Source organism: Methanolinea mesophila (assembly GCF_017873855.1).
GTDB classification, from domain to species: domain Archaea; phylum Halobacteriota; class Methanomicrobia; order Methanomicrobiales; family Methanospirillaceae; genus Methanolinea_B; species Methanolinea_B mesophila.
Window position 1 is genome coordinate 1192778 of record NZ_JAGGKR010000001.1, and the last position, 20809, is coordinate 1213586.

The window sequence follows — 20809 nt, forward strand, 5'->3', positions numbered from 1 at the left end:
TGATTTTGATGCCGGCACCCCCCTTATCAAAGTCAAAATAAGCCCAATTCTCGGTTTTTCCGGGTAAGAGAAGGCGGGGGAGCCGAGAATTATTGCAAAGCAGATATATAATAGGAGCCGGTTAAACTATTTTGAACGTACTAAGTACGGTCAACCATCTTTCTACGGAAAGATGTGCGTGGATTTACGACGGTATCGTGATATGAACAACCCAATAAAATGAGGCGATAATATTGTCGAAAGTTGTAGAGATTTCCCCAACCACGAGGCATGAAGGACATTCCAAGCTCGTCCTCAAGGTGAATGATGAGGGCATCATCGAGCGTGGTGACTGGCTTTCCATTACTCCCGTCAGGGGAGTAGAAAAGCTTGCCATTGGCAAGACCATGGACCAGGTTCCAAAGATTGCATCCCGTGTCTGTGGTATCTGCCCGATTGCCCACACCCTTGCAGGTATCGAAGCGATGGAAGGTTCCATCCGCTGCGAGATCCCCGAGGATGCAAAGCTGCTCCGGGTCATTCTCCAGGCGGCCAACCGCCTGCACAGCATTGCACTGCACAACATCCTGATTCTGCCCGACTTTTACATTCCGGGCACCGAGACCAAGATCAACCCGTTCACTCCCGAAGAACCGGTCCGGAGCGTTGCCAAGCGCATCCAGCGGATCCGTGAGATCGGGCAGACTATCGGTGAGATCGCCGGCGGTGAAGCGGTTCACCCGAGCAACCCCCGTGTGGGTGGGATGTACAAGGCCTGTTCCGAACGGGCGGTCTACAAGATGTACGACCTGGCCAAAGAGGGACTTACCCTTGCCCACCAGCAGATGGAGTTCATGCTGGCCGTGCTGAACAACATGAAGAAGCGCGACTGGACGGACGTTGCCGGGAAGCAGATCCCCCTGCCGAAGACTCTCGGATACCACGACCTGGGCTACATGGCATCGCACCCGATGTATGCAAGCTCCAACCTTGACGAGATCCCCGGGTGGGACCCCGACCGGTGGACCGACGTCAGACCGTGGGACTGGTACATGGGCGAAGTCGAGGTCAGCCTCGCAGATCCGAGCTACCCGATCGGTGGAACCTCGCCTGTCGGCACCAAGGCCAACCCCCAGATGGAGGCCTGCACCGGTGTCCCGCTCTATGACGGCGCACCCGTCGAGGTCGGACCCCGTGCCCGGCTGGCGACCTACAAGAACTTCACTGAGAAGGGAACGTGGGCCCAGCACGTCGCACGTCAGCTCGAATACACCGACTGCTGCTACACTATGATCAATGCACTCGACGCGTACAACCCGTCAGGCAAGGTCCTTGCCGACTGCATCCCCCAGGGTGACGGATCCATGGGCTGGGCGGCAAACGAGGCCCCGCGTGGTTGTGACGTCCACCTGGCAAAGGTCAAGGATGGACGGGTCCTCTGGTACGAGATGCTCGTGCCGACCACCTGGAACTTCCCCACCTGCAGCCGTGCACTGACCGGTGCCCCGTGGCAGGTTGCCGAACTGATCGTCCGGGGATATGACCCGTGCGTCTCCTGTGCGACCCACATGATCGTGGTCGATGAGGACAAGAGGATAGTTGCCCAGAAACTCATCCAGTGAGCGTAACTAAATGCTGTTTCCAGAGATCGTAATCACAGGGTGCGGAAATCCCCTGTTCGCTGACGATGGGTTCGGTCCTGCCGTAGTGGAGGAACTGCAAAAACTCCAACTTCCCGACAATGTCAAGGTGATCGATGCCGGCCTCGGAGGCCCGCATTTCATTTTCACCCTGATTGACCCGGAAAAAACGAAGAAGTTGATAATTATCGATATCGCTGACTTCGGTGCGGAACCGGGCGACCTTACGTTGCTCAGGGTGGAAGACCTTCCAGCGGGGAGTTATCGGGACGCCCATTCATGGGACCTGACCGAGCCGTTGCAAAGGCTCAAAGATCGTGTGGATATTACGGTCATCGGATGCCAGCCAAAGCATGTTACTGCCCCCGATTTTGAATTGGGGCTCACTGAAGAGGTTTCAAATGCAGTACCCAAAACAGTACGGACTGTACTGGAATTAATTGGGGTGGACTATGGGATGGCTATCGAGAATCTTCGGAAAGAAGAATGCCAGCGAGCCTTCGGCGAAAGCTGAAGTGAAAATGGCTGAAAAAACTAAAAAGGAGGATAAGCCTGTGGCAGACAAGATTACAGTAGGCCATGTACACATGAGTGGATGTACTGGCTGTCTTGTGTCCTTAGCAGACAATTACGGTGGATTGTTAACCATTCTTGACAGGTACGCTGACCTGGTTTATGGTCTGACTCTTGCAGATGTCAGGCATATTCCAAAGATGGATGTTGCACTTGTCGAGGGATCCGTCTGTATTCAGGACAAATTAGCAGTTGAAGAGATCAAACAGACCCGTGAGAAGGCGGCAGTCGTGGTTGCAGTAGGCGGATGCGCCTGCTATGGCAACATCACCCGGTTCGGAAGGGGTGGACAGCCCAACCAGCCCCAGCACGAGTCGTACCTTCCCATCGGGGACCTGATCAAGGTCGATGTCTACATCCCCGGGTGTGCACCGACTCCCCAGCTGATCAGGAACGTATGCGTGATGGCCTACCTGCTCCTGAAAGGAACCAAAGAGCAGAAAGACCTGGCGACCGCGTTCTTAACCCCGCTCATGCAGCTCGCAGACCGCGGAACTACCGCCTGCGGGTGCGACCTGATCTATGACGTCATAAACCAGGGGCTCTGCATGGGATGCGGATCCTGTACGGCGTCGTGCCCGGTCAGGGCGATCACCATGGAATACGGGAAGCCCAACGTGAACCGTGAGATGTGCATCAAGTGTGGTGCCTGTTACGCGCAGTGCCCGAGGAGCTTCTTCAATGTCGATGTGGTGAACCAGTACGAAGGGATCATGGAAGCCATCGATGGAGCACTCAAGTGAGGTGATTTAAATGGGAACTGAACTTGGCGTTTACAAAACCTGTGTTTCGGCACGCAGCACCAGCAAGGAGATCCTGAAGAAGGCCCAGGACGGGGGCATTGTCACTCAGCTCTTCGCCTATGCACTGGACGAGGGCATCATCGACGGAGCCATCGTTGCAGGCCCGGGACCCGAGCCCTGGAGGCCGATGCCCATGGTGGCACTCACCTCCGAGGAGCTGATGGCGTCCCGCGGAACGAGGTACAACCTCAGCCCGAACGTTGCCCTGATCAAGGAAGTCACCAGGAGCTACGGCCTTGACAAGGTCGGTATCGTAGGCACCCCCTGCCAGATGCAGGCGGTCCGCAAGGGCCAGCTGTATCCCGCAGGACTCAGGGACGTCCCCGACAAGATTGCACTGGCAATCGGCATCTTCTGCATGGAGAACTTCCCCTACCAGAGCATCAAGCAGCTCGTTGAAGACCACGCAGGAATGGCACTCCCGGCCGTCAAGAAGATGGAGATTGGCAAGGGCAAGTTCTGGGTATACGGAGAACGCGGACAGGTCGTAACCCTCCCGCTCAAGGTGACCCACAAGTACGAACAGCCCGGATGTCATGTCTGTCTTGACTACGTGGCAAACCTCGCCGATGTCTCAACCGGTTCCGTCGGGTCCCCCGATGGCTGGAGCACCGTCTTTGTGCGGAGCAAGAAGGGAGACGACATCTGGAGCAAGGCGATGGCAGCCGGCTGCTTCGAGACCAAGCCGATCGAGCAGGTCAAGCCCGGCCTGGAACTGGTGAGCAAGCTCGCAAACGAGAAGATCTCCAAGAACCAGAAGACCGTCGAGTCCCGTGCGACCTTCGGGGTCAACAAGGCGCTCCGTAACCCCTACGTATCTCCCAAATAAATCTTTTTTTTATTATTTCAGGGTCGGGGTAAGATCCATTGAGAACAGGAAGGGGCCTCATCTACTTTGTGGTCTCATCAAATCTTTGTCGGGGGTTGTTTAGAACACAAATCTATAGATTATGGCGCTCCTGGGGCTGCGCCCCGCCACTGCGGCGCCCCAACAGGATATGCCGGACGGTCGGTAGGTCCAGGATCTTTTGGTTATTTGATATTGTGCGATATCTGCCGTGGTTAAACTTTTTTTCATAGATATCGCGCCGGGGGCTGCCGCAGTGGCGGGGGCGAAGCCCCCAAGAACGTCACAGGGTAATGATGTCAACAAAGCCAATAAAGCTCGTTTTTGGAGAAAAAAAGGTTACAGGCAATGATACGGGGGAAACCCCGTCGGTCCTGGAAAATTATTCCGGATAGAGGTTACTCCTCCCTGATCACTTCCACCGGGCTGATGGTGGCATTGATGAGCAGATCGAACGAGATCTCATCCAGCCATCCCGTCTTCTCGAACATGTTCATGAAGCATACCCCTATCTTTTTCGCATCCGGGTACCGGGACAGGACTTCCTTCATCTGTCGTACCTCGACCGGGACGTTTGGCATGGAGAGGCCGCCCATAACCACGAGGACGACAGGCTTCTTTATCGTGATCTTATCCGTCGCCTGCATCCCCACTTCAGGGACGAGGGTAAGGCTTCGGGCTCCCTGTTCATCAACATAGGGCACGAATACCTGGGTAAACTTCAGGCTCCTCACGGCAAACCCGAGCAGCTCCACGAAAGGAGTGCACGTGCCCGGGCATCCGTAGTACACGATCTGGTCTCCGGGCGCAAATCCTCCGGTTTCAAGGAATTCACGAAAAGGCCTGAGCATCCCGGGGACACCCTGGAACACCTCTTTCTTTGTCATCAATCTCCTTCGGCCCGCATGATTGTTTAACCTTGTCCCCCATCCGAACCGGGGATCCTACCGGCACCATTTTCTCTCTTCATTCGCTCAAGTGTATCGGGAAGGTCGATCCAGAACATGAAGAAGATAGTGCTGGTCTGCTATGCCAGCCGTTACGGTTCAACCGGTGAGATCGCGGAAGTTATCGCCGAACAACTGGAAACGATGGAGGTCTCCACAGAGGTCGCCAGGGTCGAGGATGTGAAAAGTCCTGCGGGATTTGATGCCGTGGTCCTGGGAAGTCCCCTGTATATGGGAAAAATGCTGCCGGAAGCGCGTGAATTCGTGCACAAATTCCGGGGTCCGCTTTCGGGCATGCCACTCTACGTGTTCGTCGCCGGATATACATTCCGGGAACGGCTCGAGGAATACCTCCGAAGCGGGGAGGACGCAATCGATGCGATAAGGCTGTACGTCACCCCATTGGGTACCGGCTATTTTGCGGGACGGGTGGATCCCGACCGGGTGAGCGGGCCGGACCGGGAGATTCTTATCATGGGTGGTGTGCATCCAGGCGATTTCAGGGAATGGGACAGGATAAAGAAATGGGCAGTCCAGATAGGGGAAAAGATCCTCGAAATGTAACTCCTTGCAATCAAACATTTTTGAAAATTACGGGATTTGCTGAGCGCTTATCGTTTTCCTGGCGTTCTCGGGACTTTTCCCCGCCACGCACCAGCCCGGGGTGCATTACCTCCGGAATAAGCCTGACCCTGCCTGGTGCTGCGGAGAATCAACGAAAAATCCTGGACACACGGTGACGGGGCATATCCGTTCGGAGCGCGGAAGCGGCGGGGCAGAGCCTGTGTAACTTTCAGTAACGCAAATCCCCCTTCTTCGCGTATCCTGGAATGGTATGGAGATACTCAGCCGCGCCGAAACCTCTTACCCGATCATCAGAGGTCCCCCACCAGTCCGTCGACAAACGTAGAAAGTGCCTGCCGGGCGCTTTCCCCGTCTCGTGAAGATATATCGAAGGTCTGCGTCGTATTGAGGGTTTTTCTCACCATTGAGGGGCACGCTTCGACCATGTCGCACTTGTTGAGCATCACCGCGAGGGGGATGTTCTTTCCGGAAAGATACTCGTAGAGTTTTCGGGTGAACTCATCGACCTGACAGGTGCAGTCGATCACAAGAATCGCCGCATCCATTCCCCTCATGATGATCTCCCGCACGAATTCGAACCGTTCCTGCCCGGGGGTCCCAAAGAGGAATATCTGCATGTTGTGCAGGGTTATTCTGCCGAAATCGAACGCTACCGTGGTGCTCCCTTCACCCCCCTGCGCCTCGATATGGCGGGAATTCGAGTCAATAGACTGGATAAATGTTGATTTTCCGGCATTAAACGATCCAAAGACCACAATTTTCAGCTTCCCGCCTGCCATCGACGAGTTATAGGTGAGCGGAGTTTTTACGTTTTCGATTTCTTTGCCTCTTTTCCACAGGTCCTCTATTCTTCATGGCATAGTCACCGGCTCTTATGGTACGCCCCCCATCGAAGAATGGATGATAAGATTTTATAAGTGCAGGAACCGATTCAATCCAGAATATTATGGCAGAGACGATACATCCCCCCGGCAGCAGGGTCAGGCTCGAGACCACTATGGGCACCGTCACCATCGAGCTCTATGCGGATATGCCCATCACCGCAGGGAATTTCGAGAAGCTTGCAAAGAGCGGGTACTATGACGGAGTCATCTTCCACCGGATCATTGCCGGGTTCATGATCCAGGGCGGGGACCCCACCGGGACTGGAAGGGGAGGCCCAGGGTACACCATCAGGGACGAACTCCCCCGGAATAACCGGAACGACCGGGGGACCATCTCTATGGCAAATGCCGGTCCCAACACGGGGGGAAGCCAGTTCTTCATAAACCTGGTAAACAATAATTTCCTTGACGATAAGCATCCGGCCTTCGGAAAAGTGATCGAGGGAATGGATATCGTGGACAAGATGGGGAAGGTGCGTACCGACCGGAGTGACCGGCCCCTCCAGGAAGTTAAAATCATCAAGGCGACGGTTGTCGAAGGATAACTTATTTTTTATTGTAAAATGTAAAAAAACTTTAAAAATCTCTTTTTCCATGGATTTCGGGGTATTTCATGTTCCTACGCTCCCGCCTTTTCCTCCCTTCGGGAGAGGGCAGTAATCACGATAATTTTTAGTCTTAATCTCACTTGCATTGAACTGCTCGGTACATTCTCACGGATATTCCCCAGGGGGCGCTGTTGCACGGTGCAGGGCGATGAGAGTGTCTTATCTTCGAGTGAACCTGTTCCTGAAGTTCACGAGAGGACGGGAAATATCTTCTGAACCTGTGTAATTCTCGAGAAAAGAACGCAAAATTGTCTAATAGCGAAAAAAAAGATTTATGCGAGGTAATCCGCAGGAGTGGGCATCTGCTCTTTCAAGCCCTTCCGCTTGCGGATACCGGTTACAACTTCCTTTACCATGCCCTGGGGCACAAGTTCGAACCCGGCGAACTCGGTGCTCCACATGGCCCTTCCCTCGGTCGCGGACCGGATGTCCCCGGCGAACCCGAAGAGTTCCGCCACCGGGGCCTTGCCGACCACGGTGATGGTGTCTCCCTCGCTGTTCATGTCGAAGACCTGGCCTCTCCGGCCCTGGATCTGGGAGGTCGCACTGCCCATCTGGTCGGTGGGAACCGTGATCGAGATCTTCTGCATGGGCTCGAGCAGGGAGTCTCCCGCCATAAGGAGCCCGGCCTTTACTGCGGCACGGACCGCGGGAATTACCTGCGCAGGGCCACGGTGGATTGCGTCCTCGTGGAGCTTGACATCGACCAGCCGGATCTTGACGTTCTGTACCGGCTCGTCCGCGAGCGGGCCGCCCGCCAGGGCCTCGTGAAGACCTTCGATGATCAGTTCCATGGTCTCGTTCAGGTACTGGATACCCTTGGTCATGTCGACGAACATGTTGGTACCATAGATGTCCTTGACACTCTTGGACTCGTCCTTGTCCATACCGGCAGCCATGAGGGTGTCCCTCCGCTTGAGGGCTTCCTGGTTCATGGAGACCTCCCCGCCCTTGATCAGGTTCACGATCTCTTCCGGCAGGGGTTCGAGCTCGATGTAGAACCTGTTGTGCCTGTTGGGCGACTTCCCCTCGACCGGTCCCGCCTTCATGACGGCGGTCTCACGGTAGACCACGATAGGCTCAGAGGTAATGATCTCCACACCCTTGTCACGCTTGATACGGCCGGTAATGATCTCCAGATGCAACTCGCCCATCCCGCTGATCAGGTGCTCACCGGTCTCCTCGTTGATGGTCACGACGAGGGTGGGGTCTTCCTTTGCCACCTGGCGGAGGACCTCGACGAGCTTGGGCAGGTCCTTCATGTTCTTCGCCTCCACCGCCACGGTCATGACCGGTTCGCTGTAGTGTTTCAGCGATTCGAACGGTGTCATATCCAGGAGGTTCGTCACGGTAGACCCTACGATGGCATCCTTCAGCCCGGTTACCGCGGCGATGTTCCCCGCGGTAAGCTCCTCCACCTCGACCCTGGTCGGGCCCATGAAGATCCCTACCTGCTGGAGCCGGTTGCCCCTTTTCGCGGTGCCCATCACGAAAAGTTCGGTACCTCTCTTGAGACGTCCTGAGAAGAGCCGCCCGGTGGCGACCTCACCCGCATGAGGGTCGAACGAGATGTCGGTGACCATCATGGAGATCGGGCCGTTGGGGTCGCAGTTCATCATCGATTTGCCTTCCGGGCTCTCGGCATCGCCATGCCAGATGATCTTGATCCTTCTCTTCTGGGCATCAAGGGGGTTTGGAAGGTGCCTGACGACCATGTCGAGCACGACTTCGCTCAGGGGGCTCTTCTTCGCGAGGGTCTTCATGTCCCCTGCTTTGCAGCGGTCGTACACTTCCTTGAAGTTGACCCCCGACTTCTGCATGTACGGTACCGAAACCGCCCAGTTATAGAGAGCCGACCCGAATGCTACGGTCCCTTTGGTGGCATCCAGTTTCCATCCACCCTCGTACGCGGCCTCGTTCATCCCTTTGATAAGCTTGTTGACCTTGTCGATAACCCGGCCGAGACGGATCTGCATCTCCATGTCATCGACTTTCAGCTCGTTGATCAGCCGGTCGACCTTGTTGATGAACAGGATCGGGCGGACACCCTCTTTAAGTGCCTGCCGGAGCACCGTCTCGGTCTGGGGCATGGTGCCCTCGACTGCATCCACCAGGACGACTGCTCCGTCCACCGCACGCATCGCGCGGGTCACGTCGCCCCCGAAGTCCACGTGGCCCGGGGTATCGATCATGTTGATCAGGTATTCCTGCCCGTTGTACTCGTGCACCATCGAGACGTTGCTCGCGTCGATGGTGATCCCGCGGGCCTGCTCCTCCTCGTCCGAGTCCATGAAGAGCTGCTTCCCAGCAAGTTCCTCGCTGATGATCCCCGCTCCCGCGAGCAGGTTGTCCGAGAGGGTGGTCTTCCCGTGATCGATATGCGCCACAATCCCGATGTTCCGGATGTGTGCGGGCTCACTCATGAGCTCGATTACTCTTTCAATTGATTTTTTGCCTCTGGCCATTACCAAACACCACAAAAAAGTAAAATTATTTATCGGGCGGATTTTGCGATCCGCTCGCGTTCTTCCTTCTTGTTCACGGAGTACGTCTTCACGTCGCCCTTGGAGGCCGCGATAAGTTCGTCCGCGAGACAATTAGCCGCAGGTTTTTTGCTCTTGTGAGCCCCTTTGCGGACCGCCTCGGAGATGAAGTAAAGGGCCGAGTTGACCCTCCGGATGGGAGCAGTGTCCACCGACTTGGGGACATTGATACCGCCGTACTTGAGCCTTACCGTCTCTTCACGCGGTCCGGTGTTCGCCACTGCCTCAACAAGGACCTGGACCGGGTTCTTCTTGGTCTTCTTATAGATGATCTCGAAGGCATCACGGACGATACGGATCGCCAGCTGCTTGTTACCGGTGTTCATCTCGGTCTGCATCAGGCGGTTGATCAGCCGTTCGACGATCATCATGTTTGCCTTGTTGAACTCCTGACGGGTTAATTTTCCAAAGGTATGGGGTACGATGACAGGGTCAAGGTTGACGTAGCGTACGAGCCCGGGGTCGGTGATCTGGACTTCGGACAGGTCCCAGCGGTTGAACAGGAGATGCTTTGCGGTCTCTACTTCTGCCATGATACGTTACCTCCGCGGTTTCTCCTTTCGCCCGATCACAAGTTCGTGAAGCGAGACGTTGTTCACCTTGGTGACCACGAACCGGACCCCGGGGATATCTCCCATGGAACGGCCCAGTCTGCCCCCGATCCCTTCGATCTCCACCTCATCGTGCTCATCGATGAAGTTAATCGCACCATCGCCCACTGCAAACGCAGTGACCTGGCGGCCGTTCTTGATCAACTGGACCCTGACGCACTTGCGGATGGCGGAGTTGGGCTGCTTGGCCTCCACCCCGATCTTCTCCAGCACGATCCCCCTGCCCTGGGGAGCCCCCTCGAGCGGGTCGGATTTCAAATCCAGTCCGGTCTGACGCCTGGCGTAGTTGATGTCACTCCACCGGAACTTTTTTGCGTCATTCTTCAGTTTTCTGGCTGCAAATTTTCCCTGTCCCATGAAATACCCTCATAGACTCATTTACCACGTTTGATAGAGATGGCTCGCGAGAGACATGCCTGAACGCGCGTGATTGATTTATATGTTGTGGATTCACCCACGTGTGCTTGTATAGGTTGCACCGCATGGCTAATAATATTATATCTCCCTCGGCCAAAATCCTGTACAATGAATTCCCGGATTTACAAAGAGGCGCATTTTGATGCCAGCCATAGGCTGCTCCATTACTGCGGGAAATGCGCAAACCTCCACGGACACCGCTGGAAAGTGGAGGTCTGGATCGAGGGGGCGGTTGACGATACTTCCCTCATACTTATGGACTACAATGCCATTAAAAACATCGTGGACCATTTCGACCACCAGATCATCCTGAACCGGGACGATCCTATGGTGGAGTGCATAAGCCAGTTCCAGGAGGTCATCACCACCCCGGGTGATCCCAGCAGCGAACTGCTGGCAATGCTCATCAGGGACATGATCCAGGAGTATTGCCGGGAACAGGGCTCACAGGCGGTGGTTTCCAGGGTCCGGGTCTGGGAATCGCCGACGTGCTGGGCAGAGGCAGTCGAATGAAGGTCTGCGAGGTGTTCCGGAGTATCCAGGGAGAGGGGAAGAGCCAGGGACGGCCCTGCACTTTTATACGGATGGCCGGGTGCAACCTGCGATGTTCCTGGTGCGACACCGAATACGCCAGGGAAGGAGGGGAGGAGATGACTCCCGAAGAGTTGTTTTCCCGTGCGGTGGAGCTCCGCGGACGTCTGGTATGCATCACGGGGGGGGAGCCGCTCCTCCAGGGAAGCGACCTGCTCCCCCTTCTTGCCCGGCTTCGCGAGTACGGGTTCTCCATCGAGATCGAGACCAACGGAACCGTCGATTTCCGCAGGTGCCAGGAGTATGCGACCGTGTGCATGGACGTGAAGTGCCCTTCCTCGGGAGAGACGAGCGATCTCTCGCTGCTCTCGCACCTTAAACCTGGTGACAGCGTGAAGTTCGTAGTCTCGGATTATTCCGATTGTGCCTACGCGGAACAGGTGATCCGCTCCCACCCGATCCCGGTGGAGATATTCATCTCACCGGTGTACGGGTCGGATTACCGTATCCCCGCAGAATTCGTCCTCGCAACCGACCTCCCCGTCCGCCTGCAGCTCCAGCTGCACAAGATCCTGGGGGTGGCGTGATGCGGGCGGTATGCCTCCTCTCCGGGGGGATGGACTCGACCACCCTCGCATACGTGGCAAAGGACATGGGGTACGGCATATACGCGCTGCACTTCAACTACGGCCAGCGTACTGAGAGAAAGGAAGGGGAATGTGCCCGGAAAATTGCCGGTCTGCTCCCGGTGGAAGAACTGCGGGAGATCGACCTTCGCTATCTCTCCATGTTCGGCGGAAGCAGCCTCACCGATCATCGCATGGCAGTGGATGACTTTGACGAGGACCGGGAGGGAATTCCCAATACCTATGTGCCGTTCAGGAATGCGAACCTCCTCTCGATCGCCACCAGTTTTGCGGAGTCCAGGGGTGCGGAGGCGATATTCATCGGGGTGCAGTCCCAGGACTACAGCGGGTACCCGGACTGCCGCCCGCAGTTTATCGAGACTTTCCAGAAGCTGATCGACGTCGGCACCAGGGATGAGACCCGGATCCGGCTGATGACCCCCTTTATCAACCTTACAAAGACGGATATCCTCAGGATCGGGGCGGGACTCGAAGTCCCCTACCGGTTCACCTGGTCGTGCTACCAGGACGAAGAGCAGGCATGCGGGACCTGCGGGGCCTGCCACTTCAGGAAGAAGGCGTTCGCGGAGATCGGGATCGCCGACCCCATCCCCTACAGGGAGGGATAATGGAGATCTACCGGGGGACGCGGCTCTCAATAGAGAAACGCGAGATTACGCTCCCGGATGGAAAGGTCGTTGACCGGGTGGTGGTCCATCCCGGCGACGCGGTCGCGATCCTCCCGGTACGGGGTGACTCTTCGTGCTACCTCATCCGCCAGTACCGCTTCGCGGTCGGGGATTTCATCTACGAGGCCCCGGCCGGGACGCTCGATCCCGGAGAGTCCCCCCTCGATACCGCTCACCGGGAACTGATCGAGGAGACTGGCTTCCAGGCAGAAACCCTCATCCCCCGGGGGTTCATTTATACCACGCCCGGATTCACCGACGAACGGATCTATCTCTTCGAGGCCCACAACCTCACCCCGTCCTGCGAATTCGAACAGGACGAGGACGAGGTCATAGAGGTGGTGAAGGTGACGTTCGCCGAGATTGCCGCGATGATCACCGACGGCAGGATAAGTGACGCCAAGACAATCTGCCTCGTGTACCGCTGTCTCGGTGAGAGGAGATGAGTCGGGGATCGGCCGCCCCTTTGCTCCTGCTGGCGCTGGTTGTTTCGGGGCTGGTCATTTCCACCGGCTGCACCAGCCCGGTGCCCGGGGAAAAGAGTTATTCGGTGGCACAGGACGGCGGTCTTTCCCTCTCCTGCGGGGAGCCCTCGGTCTCTTCGCATATCACCTCACAGGAGGGTGGAGTGGTCACCGAAAGGCTGGTCTTTTCGGACGATAACGGCCCGGTCTATGCCCTCCTCGCGTCCCCGGGCACCCCCCGTGCCGCGTTCGTCCTCGCTCCCGGAGCGGGGGTGAAGAAAGAAGGGCATCTCCCACGTGCACTCATGTACGCCCGCGAGGGGTACGCGTTCATGGTGCTCGACGTCAGGGGGAACGGGGGGGAAACCCCGGGCTATCCGCTCGATTTTAATGCAGATTTTACCCGGTTCGAGAAGGGGGAGTGGCCCGAGTACTATCTCTCGATCTGTGATATGATTCACGCCGAACAGTACCTCTCGGAACGCTACGGGGTCCCGGTATATGCAATCGGAGAGAGCAACGGCGGCAGGTACGCCGCGATCGCCGCGGCACTTGACCCCGGGTATGCCGGTTTTATCGGTATCTCCACCTCGGGATTCGGCCGTGCCGGAATGCAGTACGACGGTGATGCCCGCCGGTTCCTCCTCTCCGTGGACCCCGACCTGTATATAGAGAAGATCGCACCGCGGGAGGTCTGTATCTTCCATGCAGAGGCCGACCCGATAATCCCGTTTTCGGAAGGAGAGGCGCTCTATAACCTCTCGCTCCCTCCTCACCGGTTTGTCGCCTTCAACGGGACCCACGGGATCAACGAAGAGGTGGACCGGGCGATCATTGGGGAATGTACTCAGATTTATGGCGTTCAGGGATGAACATATATAAGCTCAGATACTGGTGAGAGGGGAAATGACCGAACAGGCAGAGATGGACGACGCGAGGAAACGCTACGAATTCAAAAAAATGCTGGAGAAGCTCGAGGCGAAGCAGGGGAGCGGCACGGAGCTGATCTCCATCTACATCCCGCCGGATAAGCAGATCCACGACGTTACCGCCCAGCTCCGCGACGAGTTCGGGCAGTGCGCCAACATCAAGAGCAAGCAGACCCGGACGAACGTCCAGAGCGCCATCTCCTCGATCCTCTCCCGTTTGAAATATTACAAAAATCCCCCGGAGAACGGGATGGCCATCTTCTGCGGGACCATCGAGCTCGGCGGTGACCGGTCCGATCTCCAGTGCACGGTGGTGGACCCGCCCGAACCCCTCAACCTCTACATGTACCGGTGCAGCTCCAATTTCGAGCTGGAGCCTCTCCGTGAAATGCTGGAAGAGAAGAGCGTCTATGGCCTGCTCGTCCTCGACCGGAGGGAGGCCTTCTGGGGCTTTTTACGGGGGAACCGGATCGATCCCGTTGCGGGGGTGACCTCCACGGTTCCGGGAAAACAAAGGAAAGGCGGGCAGTCGAGCGCCCGTTTCCAGAGGCTACGCGAGATCGCGATCAACGAATTCTATACAAAGATCGGGGAGCGTTCGAGCGCGGCATTCCTCGCGGAGAAGGATTTCTTCGAGCGGTTCAAGGGGGTCCTCATCGGGGGCCCGAGCCCCACGAAAGAGGAGTTCGAGGCCGGACAGTACCTCCACCACGAGGTGCAGAAGCGGGTCCTGGGGCTCTTCGACGTGGCGTATACCAACGAGAGCGGGCTTGCGGAACTGGTCGACGCTGCGAAGGACGCGCTGAAGGGCGTGGAGGTGATGAAGGAGAAGGACGTCATGAACCGGTTTTTGAAGGAGCTGGTCAAGGACGACGGTCTCGCCGCGTACGGTGAGGACAGCGTCAGGAAGAACCTCGAGCTCGGGTCGGTCGACGTCCTCCTGCTCTCCTCCGGGCTCCGGAAATCACGTGTCACCATCAAGTGCCAGGCCTGCGGGCACTCCGAAGAACGCACCATTGCCATGGAGCCGGGGAAGACCGTGTCGGATATCCTCGCGACCACCAACTGCAGGAAGTGTACCGGACCTATGGTGGTCGACACGGAGGTGGACATCATCGAGGAACTCACCCTGCTCGCCGACCAGAGCAACGCCCGGGTGGATATCATCTCGGACGACTTCGAGGAGGGGTCCATGCTCTATACCGCATTCGGGGGCATCGCCGCAATTCTTCGTTACAGGACGGGGATATGATGTACAGGGACGTATACCTGGCAATCGAGCGTGAACTGCGCTCGATGACCGGCATTTTGGATATCGCGCTTACCGACGGGGGAGAACACGCGGATCTCGCCTCTCCCGTGGCATTTGCGCTCGCAAAGGAACGACGGAAGGCACCGGCAGCCATCGCGAAAGAACTGGCAGACCAGCTTTCGGAATTTGCCGCAAAGAACGGCATCACTGTTGAAGCCGCCGGGCCGTACCTCAACTTCAGGCTGGGGGACGACCATGTCCGGCAGGCGGTCAGGGACGCGCTCGCACCGGGCTACGGCGATCTCCCGGCGCTCCCCGAGAGACTGGTGCTCGAGCATACCAGCGCCAACCCCAACGGTCCTCTCCACGTCGGACATATCAGGAACTCCATCATCGGAGATACCCTTGCCCGGTGCCTCCGCAAGGCCGGCCATGCGCTCGAGGTGCAGTACTACGTGAACGACATGGGACGGCAGATCGCCATCGTGGCCTGGGGATTCACGAACCTCCCGAACGAACCCGCACCGGATGAGAAGGGCGACCACCACGTGGCCCGGATCTATATCGCCGCCAACCGGGCGCTGGAGGCGGACCCGGAGATCGTGTCATCCGTCGACAGGCTCATGCAGCAGGTGGAAAAGGGCGATCCGGCAACCGTCAGGCTGTTCCGCGGGGCGGTGACCGAGTGTCTCGACGGCTTCAAGGTCACCATGGCCCGGCTCAACGTGCGCCACGACAGGTTCGTATGGGAAAGCGATTTCGTCCGGAACGGGGATACCGACCGCCTGCTAGGCCGGATCTCCCACATGAAGGAGGTCCACCAGGACGACCGGCTCTGGGTCGACCTCACGGAGGCCGGCTACGAGAAGGAGTATGTGCTCCGGAGGAGCGACGGGACCTCGGTCTATGCGGCCCGCGACCTCGCTTATCACATCTGGAAGGGGAGGAACTTCGGGCGGATGATCGATGTGCTCGGAGCGGATCACAAGCTTATCGGGGGGCAGCTGATCGCAACCCTCAGACTTATCGGGGAGCAGTACCCCGAGATCGTCTACTTCGAGTTCGTTTCGCTGCCTGAAGGGTCGATGAGCACCCGGGCGGGGAAGTTCGTCTCGGCGGACGAGCTGATGGACGAGGTGACCGCCAGGGCATTCCATGAGGTGACCGTAAGGCGCCCCGAACTTCCCGAGGAGGAACGGCAGCAGATCGCGAGATCTGTGGCAATCAGCGCGATACGCTACGATATCGTGAAAATATCCCCGGAGAAAAGCACGGTCTTCGACTGGAAAGAAGCGCTCGACTTCGAGCGGCAGAGCGGGCCGTACATTCAGTATGCTCATGCCCGTGCCTGCAGCATCCTCGAGAAAGCAGGAGCGTTCGAGCCCGCCTTCGAGCTCGCGAGCCCGAGCGAGATAGCACTCGCGAAACAGATCGCCCGGTTCCCCTTTGTCCTGGAGAAGGTCGCCGGGGAGCTCAAGCCCCATATGCTCGCAACCTATGCCAGGGACCTGGCCGATCTGTTCAACGCGTTCTATCATTACGAACCGGTGCTGAAGAGCGAGGGGATTACCCGGGCGAGCAGGCTCACCCTGGTAAAGGCCACGCAGAACACGCTGCAGGAAGCCCTCGGGACCCTGGGGATCGATGCCCTCCGGACCATGTGACGCCTTGAAGAGGCAGGGGTACCAGTTCGTCCTCCCCGGCTCCTCTGCCGCGGTAAAACCCTGCCTCTGGTGCAAGAAGGCGTTGAAAGGTGGAGACCAGTGCTATAAGCACCAGTTTTACGGTATCGAGAGCCACCGCTGTGTCCAGATGACGCCTACCCTCCGATGCAACCAGCGCTGCCTGTTCTGCTGGCGGTCGATGGAGCACGAGGTGACAGAGGAAGAGGAGTGCCCCCCGGAGCTCATTATCGGGGCCCTCGCCCGGCTGCAGAAGAAGGCACTGTCGGGATATAAGGTGTCCCCCTACGTGGCACACGAAAAATTCGCCGAGGCGCTGGCACCGCGGCACGTCGCGATCTCGCTCTCCGGGGAACCGACCCTTTACGAACCCCTCCCCGGCCTGATCCATGCGCTCAATGCCGGGGGATACACGACGTTCCTGGTGAGCAACGGGACCCGCCCATGGGTGCTGGAGCAGTGCGACCCGTTCCAGTTGTACGTCTCCCTCGCCGCACCCGACCCCGATACCTACCGTGCCCTCTGCAGACCGAGAGAGGATTCATGGGAAAGGCTCATGGAGAGTCTCGGACTCCTGGGATCGAAACGGTCGGCGATCCGGGTCACCCTTGTCGGAGGAGAAAACAACAAGAGCCCTGAAAAGTATGCCAGGATGATCCAGGACTCAGGAGCCCGGTTCGTAGAGGTGAAGGGATATATGTATCTCGGATACAGTAGAAAACGTTTGAAAAGGGATAATATGCCGGGGCACGAGCAGGTAAAGGCGTTTGCCGGACAGATCGCCGCAGAGTGCGATTACAGGGTCGCGGATGAGAACCGGGCGAGCAGGGTGGTCTGCCTGGAGCGGGAATCATGAGATTTGATGTGAACTATTTCAGGGATCTCTCCAGGGAGAACTTCGAACGGGCATGGCACGAGGGCCCCGGCGTCCTCACCCCGGCACGGGGGGAAGAACACTACCCCCGCCTCGCCTATCGCAGGGCTCGCCCTCACCCGGTCTTCGAGACGGTGCAGCGGCTCAGGGAGGTCTATCTCGCCATTGGGTTCGATGAGGCATCGAACCCTCTCATCGTCGAGGAGCAGGAGATTTACCGTCAGTTCGGGCCGGAAGCGAGCGCCGTTCTCGACAGGGTGTTTTATCTCGGGGGGCTGGAGCGGCCGAACCAGGGGATCGGGAAGGAGGAGCTGGAGGGCATTGCGACCATAACCGGGAAGCCGGTATCGAAGGACGAAGAGGACCGGCTCCGCGAGATCCTGCAGTCCTACAAGAAATCGGCGATCGACGGCGACGACCTTGTCCACGCGACCTCCGAGGCCCTGGGGATCGACGACGGACTGACGGTAGAGATCTACGAGCGGGTCTTCCGGGCGTTCCGGGAGCTCACCCCGAAATCTTCACGGAACACCCTGCGGAGCCACATGACCAGCGGGTGGTTCATGACCCTCTCCGCGATCTGGGACAGGAGCCCCCTGCCGATCCGCATGTTCTCGATCGACCGTTGCTTCCGGAGGGAGCAGGAGGAAGGCCCGACGAGACTGATGAGCTACCACTCGGCGTCCTGCGTGGTCGCGGGCGAGGACGTGACCATCGAGGACGGAAAAGCCGTGAGCCATGCGCTGCTCTCCGCGTTCGGGTATACGGATTTCTCGTTCAGGCCCGACGAAAAACGTTCCAAGTACTACATGCCGGATACCCAGACCGAGGTCTACGCACGCCATCCGGTCCACGGCTGGGTAGAAGTGGCGACATTCGGGCTCTATTCGCCATCAGCCCTCTCAGAGTACGGGATCGGGATCCCGGTGATGAACCTGGGGATGGGAGTCGAGCGGCTGGCGATGATCGCCTACCAGTCTTCGGACGTGCGCCAGCTCACCCACCCCCAGTTTTTCCCCAGGGAGCTCTCGGACCTGGAGATCGCCCGGGCGATCCACTACCGGGAAGACCCGGGGAGCCCGGAGGGTCTCCGGCTGGCAGAGGCGATCACAACGACTGCGACTACGAATGGCTCCGCCACTGGTCCCTGCTCGTTTCTCGCGTTCGAGGGGGCGATTGCCGGGCGCGAGCTTCGGGTCTTTGTGGAAGAGCCTGAAGAGAACGCCAGGCTCTGCGGACCTGCCTGCGGAAACGAACTCTTTGTGTACAACGGATCGGTGCTCGGCGTCCCGGACAACGAGAAATGGAAAGAAGTCCGGGAAAAGGGGGTTCCCGCGGGGATCTCCTACCTCGGGGCGGTTGCGGCCCTCGCCGCATCACGCATCGAGGAAGGTGCACGCTGCGGCAACCCGGTCCTCGTCCAGGTGAAGATGGCCAAGCTGCCGAGCGACATCAACCTGAGAATCGAAGAATATGCCATGCGGTCCATCACCGACAATAAAAGGAAAGTGGACGTGAGGGGGCCGGTCTTCCTGACCGTCCGCTCCATCCTGGAATAATTTTTTTTTCAGGCTTCTTCCGCAGGGGCCGGGACTTGCGGAAGGGCGGGTGCCGGCGGCCCTTTTTTCATTTTCCGCATCGCACCCTGCAGGTTCTGGCTGTATTTTGCGACGAACGCGCCCACGATGGAGGTGACGATGACCATCGCTGCGATGGTGCCCGATACCACCGCAGACCCGTACAACGCCGCGATTGCAATGGAAAATTCTCCCCTTCCGATGGTATTCGACCATATCTCTACACCGGAAGATGAGCTCTTATGTATGACTTTCCCGATGGCGATCCCCGAGAGGAGTTTACTCCCTATTGCCAGCAGGCTCACCGCGATGATCGCGAGGATCGAGACCCCTCCTGCGAAGATATCGACGCTGATCCCGAAGAAGACAAAGAAGACCACCAGGAACACGTCCTTGAACGGGCGTGAGTGAAGCTCGAACGCGATGGGATCGATGGTGCCGAGGATCGTCCCGAATGCGATGACCATGAAGGATTCGGGGATCCCGATAGACACCGCGAGGGCGGCGATACCCAGCACGGCCGAGAAGGTGAGGAGCACGGGGAGTTCGTCGTCCCTTTTAAGGACTGATATGATATACCGTTTCCCGTAATGGGTGATGGCGATGATCGCCCCGAGCACGACAAGGATCTTGGCGAGGATTATCAGGGGGTGCTCGGTTGTGGTCCCGATGAAGGCCAGGAAGATTATCAGGACAATATCCTCGAAGATCATCAGCCAGACGATCGTCTCCGACTCCCTCATCAGGAGCTTCTTGTTCTCTATCAGGGAGGTGACCGCCATCGCGGTGCTGCTGATGAAGAACGCCGCAGCGACGATGATGGAGTCAAAGAGGGTGAATCCAAGCGCATACGCGGCGAGAAAACCTATGAGGCCGTTGATCTGGAGGTCTATTAACCCGCTCTGGAGTATTGCCGACTGGTTGTGCCAGATACGGTCCGGTTTGATCTCGAGTCCCAGGAAGAAGAGCAGGAAGAGCAGCCCGAGCTGGGTCAGGAACTGGGAGACCGCGTCGGAAGCCACCAGCTGTAGTCCGCTCTGGCCCAGGAGCAGCCCCGCCAGGATGTAAAAAGGTATCGAGGGGAGGGAAAGCCGCTTGGTGATGAGCGCGAGTATCAGGCAGACGAATAAGGCAAGGACGATGCCTTCCATTACCCCACCAGTATTTCACGCTCGAACTTTTTCAGCTGGTCCGTCTCTCCTATCGCGACCACGGCATCCCCTGCCTGGAACACGAAACTGGGAGGCGGGTTAATTACGTTCTTGTCTCCCCGGGAGACGGCGATTATGGTTACCCCGGTCTTTGCCCTCACCTGGAGATCTTCCAGGCTTTTACCGGCCATCTTCTTCCCGAACACGAAGGTGTGGACGCTGATCCGGAGATCGGACAGGGCCGAGAATGCGATCTCGACACTCTCCCGGTCGGCCTCCATGATCGCCCCCGAGAGTATGGTCCCCAGCCTTCGTGCCTCCCCCGGTGAAAACTCCACCACGCTTGGCTGAGGGGTGTCATGGGGGAGCGTATACATCTGGATGTTGCCGCTTTTCAAAAAGAATATCGCGATCAGATCGTTCTTCTCAGTTTCCAGTTCATACTTGGTCCCTATCCCGGGAAGATTTATCGACCGAAGGCCCATAATTTCCGGTTCGCTGCCTGATATGAAATATATTGCCTAAAATTCCGGGAATCTATAGGAGATACCGTTTTAAAATGAGGAAGATTTTAAAAAGACGCTTCCCTACCGGTTC

22 protein-coding genes are annotated in these 20809 nt (G+C 57.8%); 15 read left to right on the forward strand and 7 right to left on the reverse strand.

Features of this window, described 5'->3' with window-relative positions:
- Positions 1–233 precede the first annotated feature (233 nt).
- The 4 genes from frhA to frhB are packed head-to-tail and all read left to right on the forward strand — an operon-like array spanning position 234 to position 3824.
- Entirely contained in the window at positions 234–1601 is a 1368-nt protein-coding gene (gene frhA / locus J2741_RS05645; RefSeq protein ID WP_209674029.1) for a coenzyme F420 hydrogenase subunit alpha, read from the forward strand.
- A 10-nt stretch (positions 1602–1611) separates the two neighbouring features.
- Positions 1612–2133: a coenzyme F420-reducing hydrogenase, FrhD protein gene (gene frhD, locus J2741_RS05650; RefSeq protein ID WP_209674030.1), complete on the forward strand. Its 522-nt coding sequence runs from the start codon at positions 1612–1614 to the stop codon at positions 2131–2133.
- 7 nt (positions 2134–2140) lie between these two features.
- A complete protein-coding gene (gene frhG / locus J2741_RS05655; RefSeq protein ID WP_245249422.1) occupies positions 2141–2935 on the forward strand; it encodes a coenzyme F420 hydrogenase subunit gamma in 795 nt (264 codons plus the stop codon).
- A 10-nt stretch (positions 2936–2945) separates the two neighbouring features.
- A complete protein-coding gene (frhB, locus tag J2741_RS05660) occupies positions 2946–3824 on the forward strand; it encodes a coenzyme F420 hydrogenase subunit beta (protein ID WP_209674032.1) in 879 nt (292 codons plus the stop codon).
- 416 nt (positions 3825–4240) lie between these two features.
- Here frhB and J2741_RS05665 read toward each other — a convergent pair whose 3' ends face one another.
- Positions 4241–4729 (reverse strand): DUF2124 domain-containing protein, encoded by a 489-nt coding sequence (locus J2741_RS05665; RefSeq protein ID WP_209674033.1) that lies wholly within the window; start codon positions 4727–4729, stop codon positions 4241–4243.
- Between the two features lie 117 nt (positions 4730–4846).
- Here J2741_RS05665 and J2741_RS05670 point away from each other — a divergent pair, with 117 nt between their 5' ends.
- Positions 4847–5353 (forward strand): flavodoxin domain-containing protein, encoded by a 507-nt coding sequence (locus tag J2741_RS05670; RefSeq protein WP_209674034.1) that lies wholly within the window; start codon positions 4847–4849, stop codon positions 5351–5353.
- A 311-nt stretch (positions 5354–5664) separates the two neighbouring features.
- Here J2741_RS05670 and J2741_RS05675 read toward each other — a convergent pair whose 3' ends face one another.
- Positions 5665–6153: a GTP-binding protein gene (locus tag J2741_RS05675; protein ID WP_209674035.1), complete on the reverse strand. Its 489-nt coding sequence runs from the start codon at positions 6151–6153 to the stop codon at positions 5665–5667.
- A gap of 167 nt (positions 6154–6320) precedes the next feature.
- Here J2741_RS05675 and J2741_RS05680 point away from each other — a divergent pair, with 167 nt between their 5' ends.
- Entirely contained in the window at positions 6321–6803 is a 483-nt protein-coding gene (locus J2741_RS05680; RefSeq protein ID WP_209674036.1) for a peptidylprolyl isomerase, read from the forward strand.
- Positions 6804–7138: 335 nt separating this feature from the next.
- On the opposite strand, the gene J2741_RS05685 is transcribed toward J2741_RS05680, so the two are convergent.
- Genes J2741_RS05685 through J2741_RS05695 form a run of 3 tightly spaced genes read right to left on the reverse strand, consistent with a single transcriptional unit; the run spans position 7139 to position 10377 of the window.
- Positions 7139–9331, reverse strand: a complete 2193-nt coding sequence (locus tag J2741_RS05685) for an elongation factor EF-2 (RefSeq protein ID WP_209674037.1) — start codon at positions 9329–9331, stop codon at positions 7139–7141.
- 29 nt (positions 9332–9360) lie between these two features.
- A complete protein-coding gene (locus J2741_RS05690; protein ID WP_209674038.1) occupies positions 9361–9942 on the reverse strand; it encodes a 30S ribosomal protein S7 in 582 nt (193 codons plus the stop codon).
- Positions 9943–9948: 6 nt separating this feature from the next.
- Positions 9949–10377 carry a 30S ribosomal protein S12 gene (locus J2741_RS05695; protein ID WP_209674039.1) on the reverse strand — a complete coding sequence of 143 codons (429 nt, stop codon included), beginning with the start codon at positions 10375–10377 and terminating at the stop codon, positions 9949–9951.
- Positions 10378–10545: 168 nt separating this feature from the next.
- On the opposite strand from J2741_RS05695, the gene J2741_RS05700 reads away from it, so the two are divergent.
- The 9 genes from J2741_RS05700 to sepS are packed head-to-tail and all read left to right on the forward strand — an operon-like array spanning position 10546 to position 19043.
- Positions 10546–10950, forward strand: coding sequence for a 6-carboxytetrahydropterin synthase (locus J2741_RS05700; RefSeq protein ID WP_209674040.1), 405 nt, complete (start codon positions 10546–10548; stop codon positions 10948–10950).
- Positions 10947–11555, forward strand: a complete 609-nt coding sequence (locus J2741_RS05705) for a 7-carboxy-7-deazaguanine synthase QueE (protein ID WP_209674041.1) — start codon at positions 10947–10949, stop codon at positions 11553–11555. Before J2741_RS05700 ends, J2741_RS05705 begins: the two co-directional genes overlap by 4 nt.
- Positions 11555–12223: a 7-cyano-7-deazaguanine synthase QueC gene (queC, locus tag J2741_RS05710; RefSeq protein ID WP_209674042.1), complete on the forward strand. Its 669-nt coding sequence runs from the start codon at positions 11555–11557 to the stop codon at positions 12221–12223. The genes J2741_RS05705 and queC overlap by 1 nt, the downstream gene beginning before the upstream one ends.
- Positions 12223–12729 carry an NUDIX hydrolase gene (locus J2741_RS05715; protein WP_209674043.1) on the forward strand — a complete coding sequence of 169 codons (507 nt, stop codon included), beginning with the start codon at positions 12223–12225 and terminating at the stop codon, positions 12727–12729. The genes queC and J2741_RS05715 overlap by 1 nt, the downstream gene beginning before the upstream one ends.
- Complete coding sequence (locus tag J2741_RS05720; RefSeq protein WP_209674044.1) at positions 12726–13619, forward strand: alpha/beta hydrolase; 894 nt, start codon at positions 12726–12728, stop codon at positions 13617–13619. Before J2741_RS05715 ends, J2741_RS05720 begins: the two co-directional genes overlap by 4 nt.
- A gap of 34 nt (positions 13620–13653) precedes the next feature.
- Positions 13654–14928: a peptide chain release factor aRF-1 gene (gene prf1 / locus J2741_RS05725; protein ID WP_209674045.1), complete on the forward strand. Its 1275-nt coding sequence runs from the start codon at positions 13654–13656 to the stop codon at positions 14926–14928.
- Entirely contained in the window at positions 14928–16592 is a 1665-nt protein-coding gene (gene argS, locus J2741_RS05730) for an arginine--tRNA ligase (protein ID WP_209675537.1), read from the forward strand. Before prf1 ends, argS begins: the two co-directional genes overlap by 1 nt.
- On the forward strand, positions 16573–17466 hold the full coding sequence (gene twy1, locus J2741_RS05735; RefSeq protein WP_209674046.1) for a 4-demethylwyosine synthase TYW1: 894 nt from the start codon (positions 16573–16575) through the stop codon (positions 17464–17466). The genes argS and twy1 overlap by 20 nt, the downstream gene beginning before the upstream one ends.
- Complete coding sequence (gene sepS, locus J2741_RS05740) at positions 17463–19043, forward strand: O-phosphoserine--tRNA ligase (protein ID WP_209674047.1); 1581 nt, start codon at positions 17463–17465, stop codon at positions 19041–19043. Before twy1 ends, sepS begins: the two co-directional genes overlap by 4 nt.
- Positions 19044–19051: 8 nt before the next feature.
- On the opposite strand, the gene J2741_RS05745 is transcribed toward sepS, so the two are convergent.
- Both J2741_RS05745 and J2741_RS05750 read right to left on the reverse strand, forming a co-directional pair.
- Positions 19052–20212: a cation:proton antiporter gene (locus J2741_RS05745; RefSeq protein ID WP_209674048.1), complete on the reverse strand. Its 1161-nt coding sequence runs from the start codon at positions 20210–20212 to the stop codon at positions 19052–19054.
- A complete protein-coding gene (locus J2741_RS05750; protein WP_209674049.1) occupies positions 20212–20697 on the reverse strand; it encodes a cation:proton antiporter regulatory subunit in 486 nt (161 codons plus the stop codon). Before J2741_RS05750 ends, J2741_RS05745 begins: the two co-directional genes overlap by 1 nt.
- Positions 20698–20809: the final 112 nt, after the last annotated feature.

Excerpts from the sequence above, each read along its gene's own strand:
- frhD (WP_209674030.1), top strand. The coding sequence starts at position 1,612 with ATGCTGTTTCCAGAGATCGTAATCACAGGGTGCGGAAATCCCCTGTTC.
- frhG (WP_245249422.1), top strand. The coding sequence starts at position 2,141 with ATGGCTGAAAAAACTAAAAAGGAGGATAAGCCTGTGGCAGACAAGATT.
- frhB (WP_209674032.1), top strand. The coding sequence starts at position 2,946 with ATGGGAACTGAACTTGGCGTTTACAAAACCTGTGTTTCGGCACGCAGC.
- J2741_RS05665 (WP_209674033.1), bottom strand. The coding sequence starts at position 4,729 with ATGACAAAGAAAGAGGTGTTCCAGGGTGTCCCCGGGATGCTCAGGCCT.
- J2741_RS05670 (WP_209674034.1), top strand. The coding sequence starts at position 4,847 with ATGAAGAAGATAGTGCTGGTCTGCTATGCCAGCCGTTACGGTTCAACC.
- J2741_RS05675 (WP_209674035.1), bottom strand. The coding sequence starts at position 6,153 with ATGGCAGGCGGGAAGCTGAAAATTGTGGTCTTTGGATCGTTTAATGCC.
- J2741_RS05680 (WP_209674036.1), top strand. The coding sequence starts at position 6,321 with ATGGCAGAGACGATACATCCCCCCGGCAGCAGGGTCAGGCTCGAGACC.
- J2741_RS05685 (WP_209674037.1), bottom strand. The coding sequence starts at position 9,331 with ATGGCCAGAGGCAAAAAATCAATTGAAAGAGTAATCGAGCTCATGAGT.
- J2741_RS05690 (WP_209674038.1), bottom strand. The coding sequence starts at position 9,942 with ATGGCAGAAGTAGAGACCGCAAAGCATCTCCTGTTCAACCGCTGGGAC.
- J2741_RS05695 (WP_209674039.1), bottom strand. The coding sequence starts at position 10,377 with ATGGGACAGGGAAAATTTGCAGCCAGAAAACTGAAGAATGACGCAAAA.
- J2741_RS05700 (WP_209674040.1), top strand. The coding sequence starts at position 10,546 with ATGAATTCCCGGATTTACAAAGAGGCGCATTTTGATGCCAGCCATAGG.
- J2741_RS05705 (WP_209674041.1), top strand. The coding sequence starts at position 10,947 with ATGAAGGTCTGCGAGGTGTTCCGGAGTATCCAGGGAGAGGGGAAGAGC.
- queC (WP_209674042.1), top strand. The coding sequence starts at position 11,555 with ATGCGGGCGGTATGCCTCCTCTCCGGGGGGATGGACTCGACCACCCTC.
- J2741_RS05715 (WP_209674043.1), top strand. The coding sequence starts at position 12,223 with ATGGAGATCTACCGGGGGACGCGGCTCTCAATAGAGAAACGCGAGATT.
- J2741_RS05720 (WP_209674044.1), top strand. The coding sequence starts at position 12,726 with ATGAGTCGGGGATCGGCCGCCCCTTTGCTCCTGCTGGCGCTGGTTGTT.
- prf1 (WP_209674045.1), top strand. The coding sequence starts at position 13,654 with ATGACCGAACAGGCAGAGATGGACGACGCGAGGAAACGCTACGAATTC.
- argS (WP_209675537.1), top strand. The coding sequence starts at position 14,928 with ATGTACAGGGACGTATACCTGGCAATCGAGCGTGAACTGCGCTCGATG.
- twy1 (WP_209674046.1), top strand. The coding sequence starts at position 16,573 with ATGCCCTCCGGACCATGTGACGCCTTGAAGAGGCAGGGGTACCAGTTC.
- sepS (WP_209674047.1), top strand. The coding sequence starts at position 17,463 with ATGAGATTTGATGTGAACTATTTCAGGGATCTCTCCAGGGAGAACTTC.
- J2741_RS05745 (WP_209674048.1), bottom strand. The coding sequence starts at position 20,212 with ATGGAAGGCATCGTCCTTGCCTTATTCGTCTGCCTGATACTCGCGCTC.
- J2741_RS05750 (WP_209674049.1), bottom strand. The coding sequence starts at position 20,697 with ATGGGCCTTCGGTCGATAAATCTTCCCGGGATAGGGACCAAGTATGAA.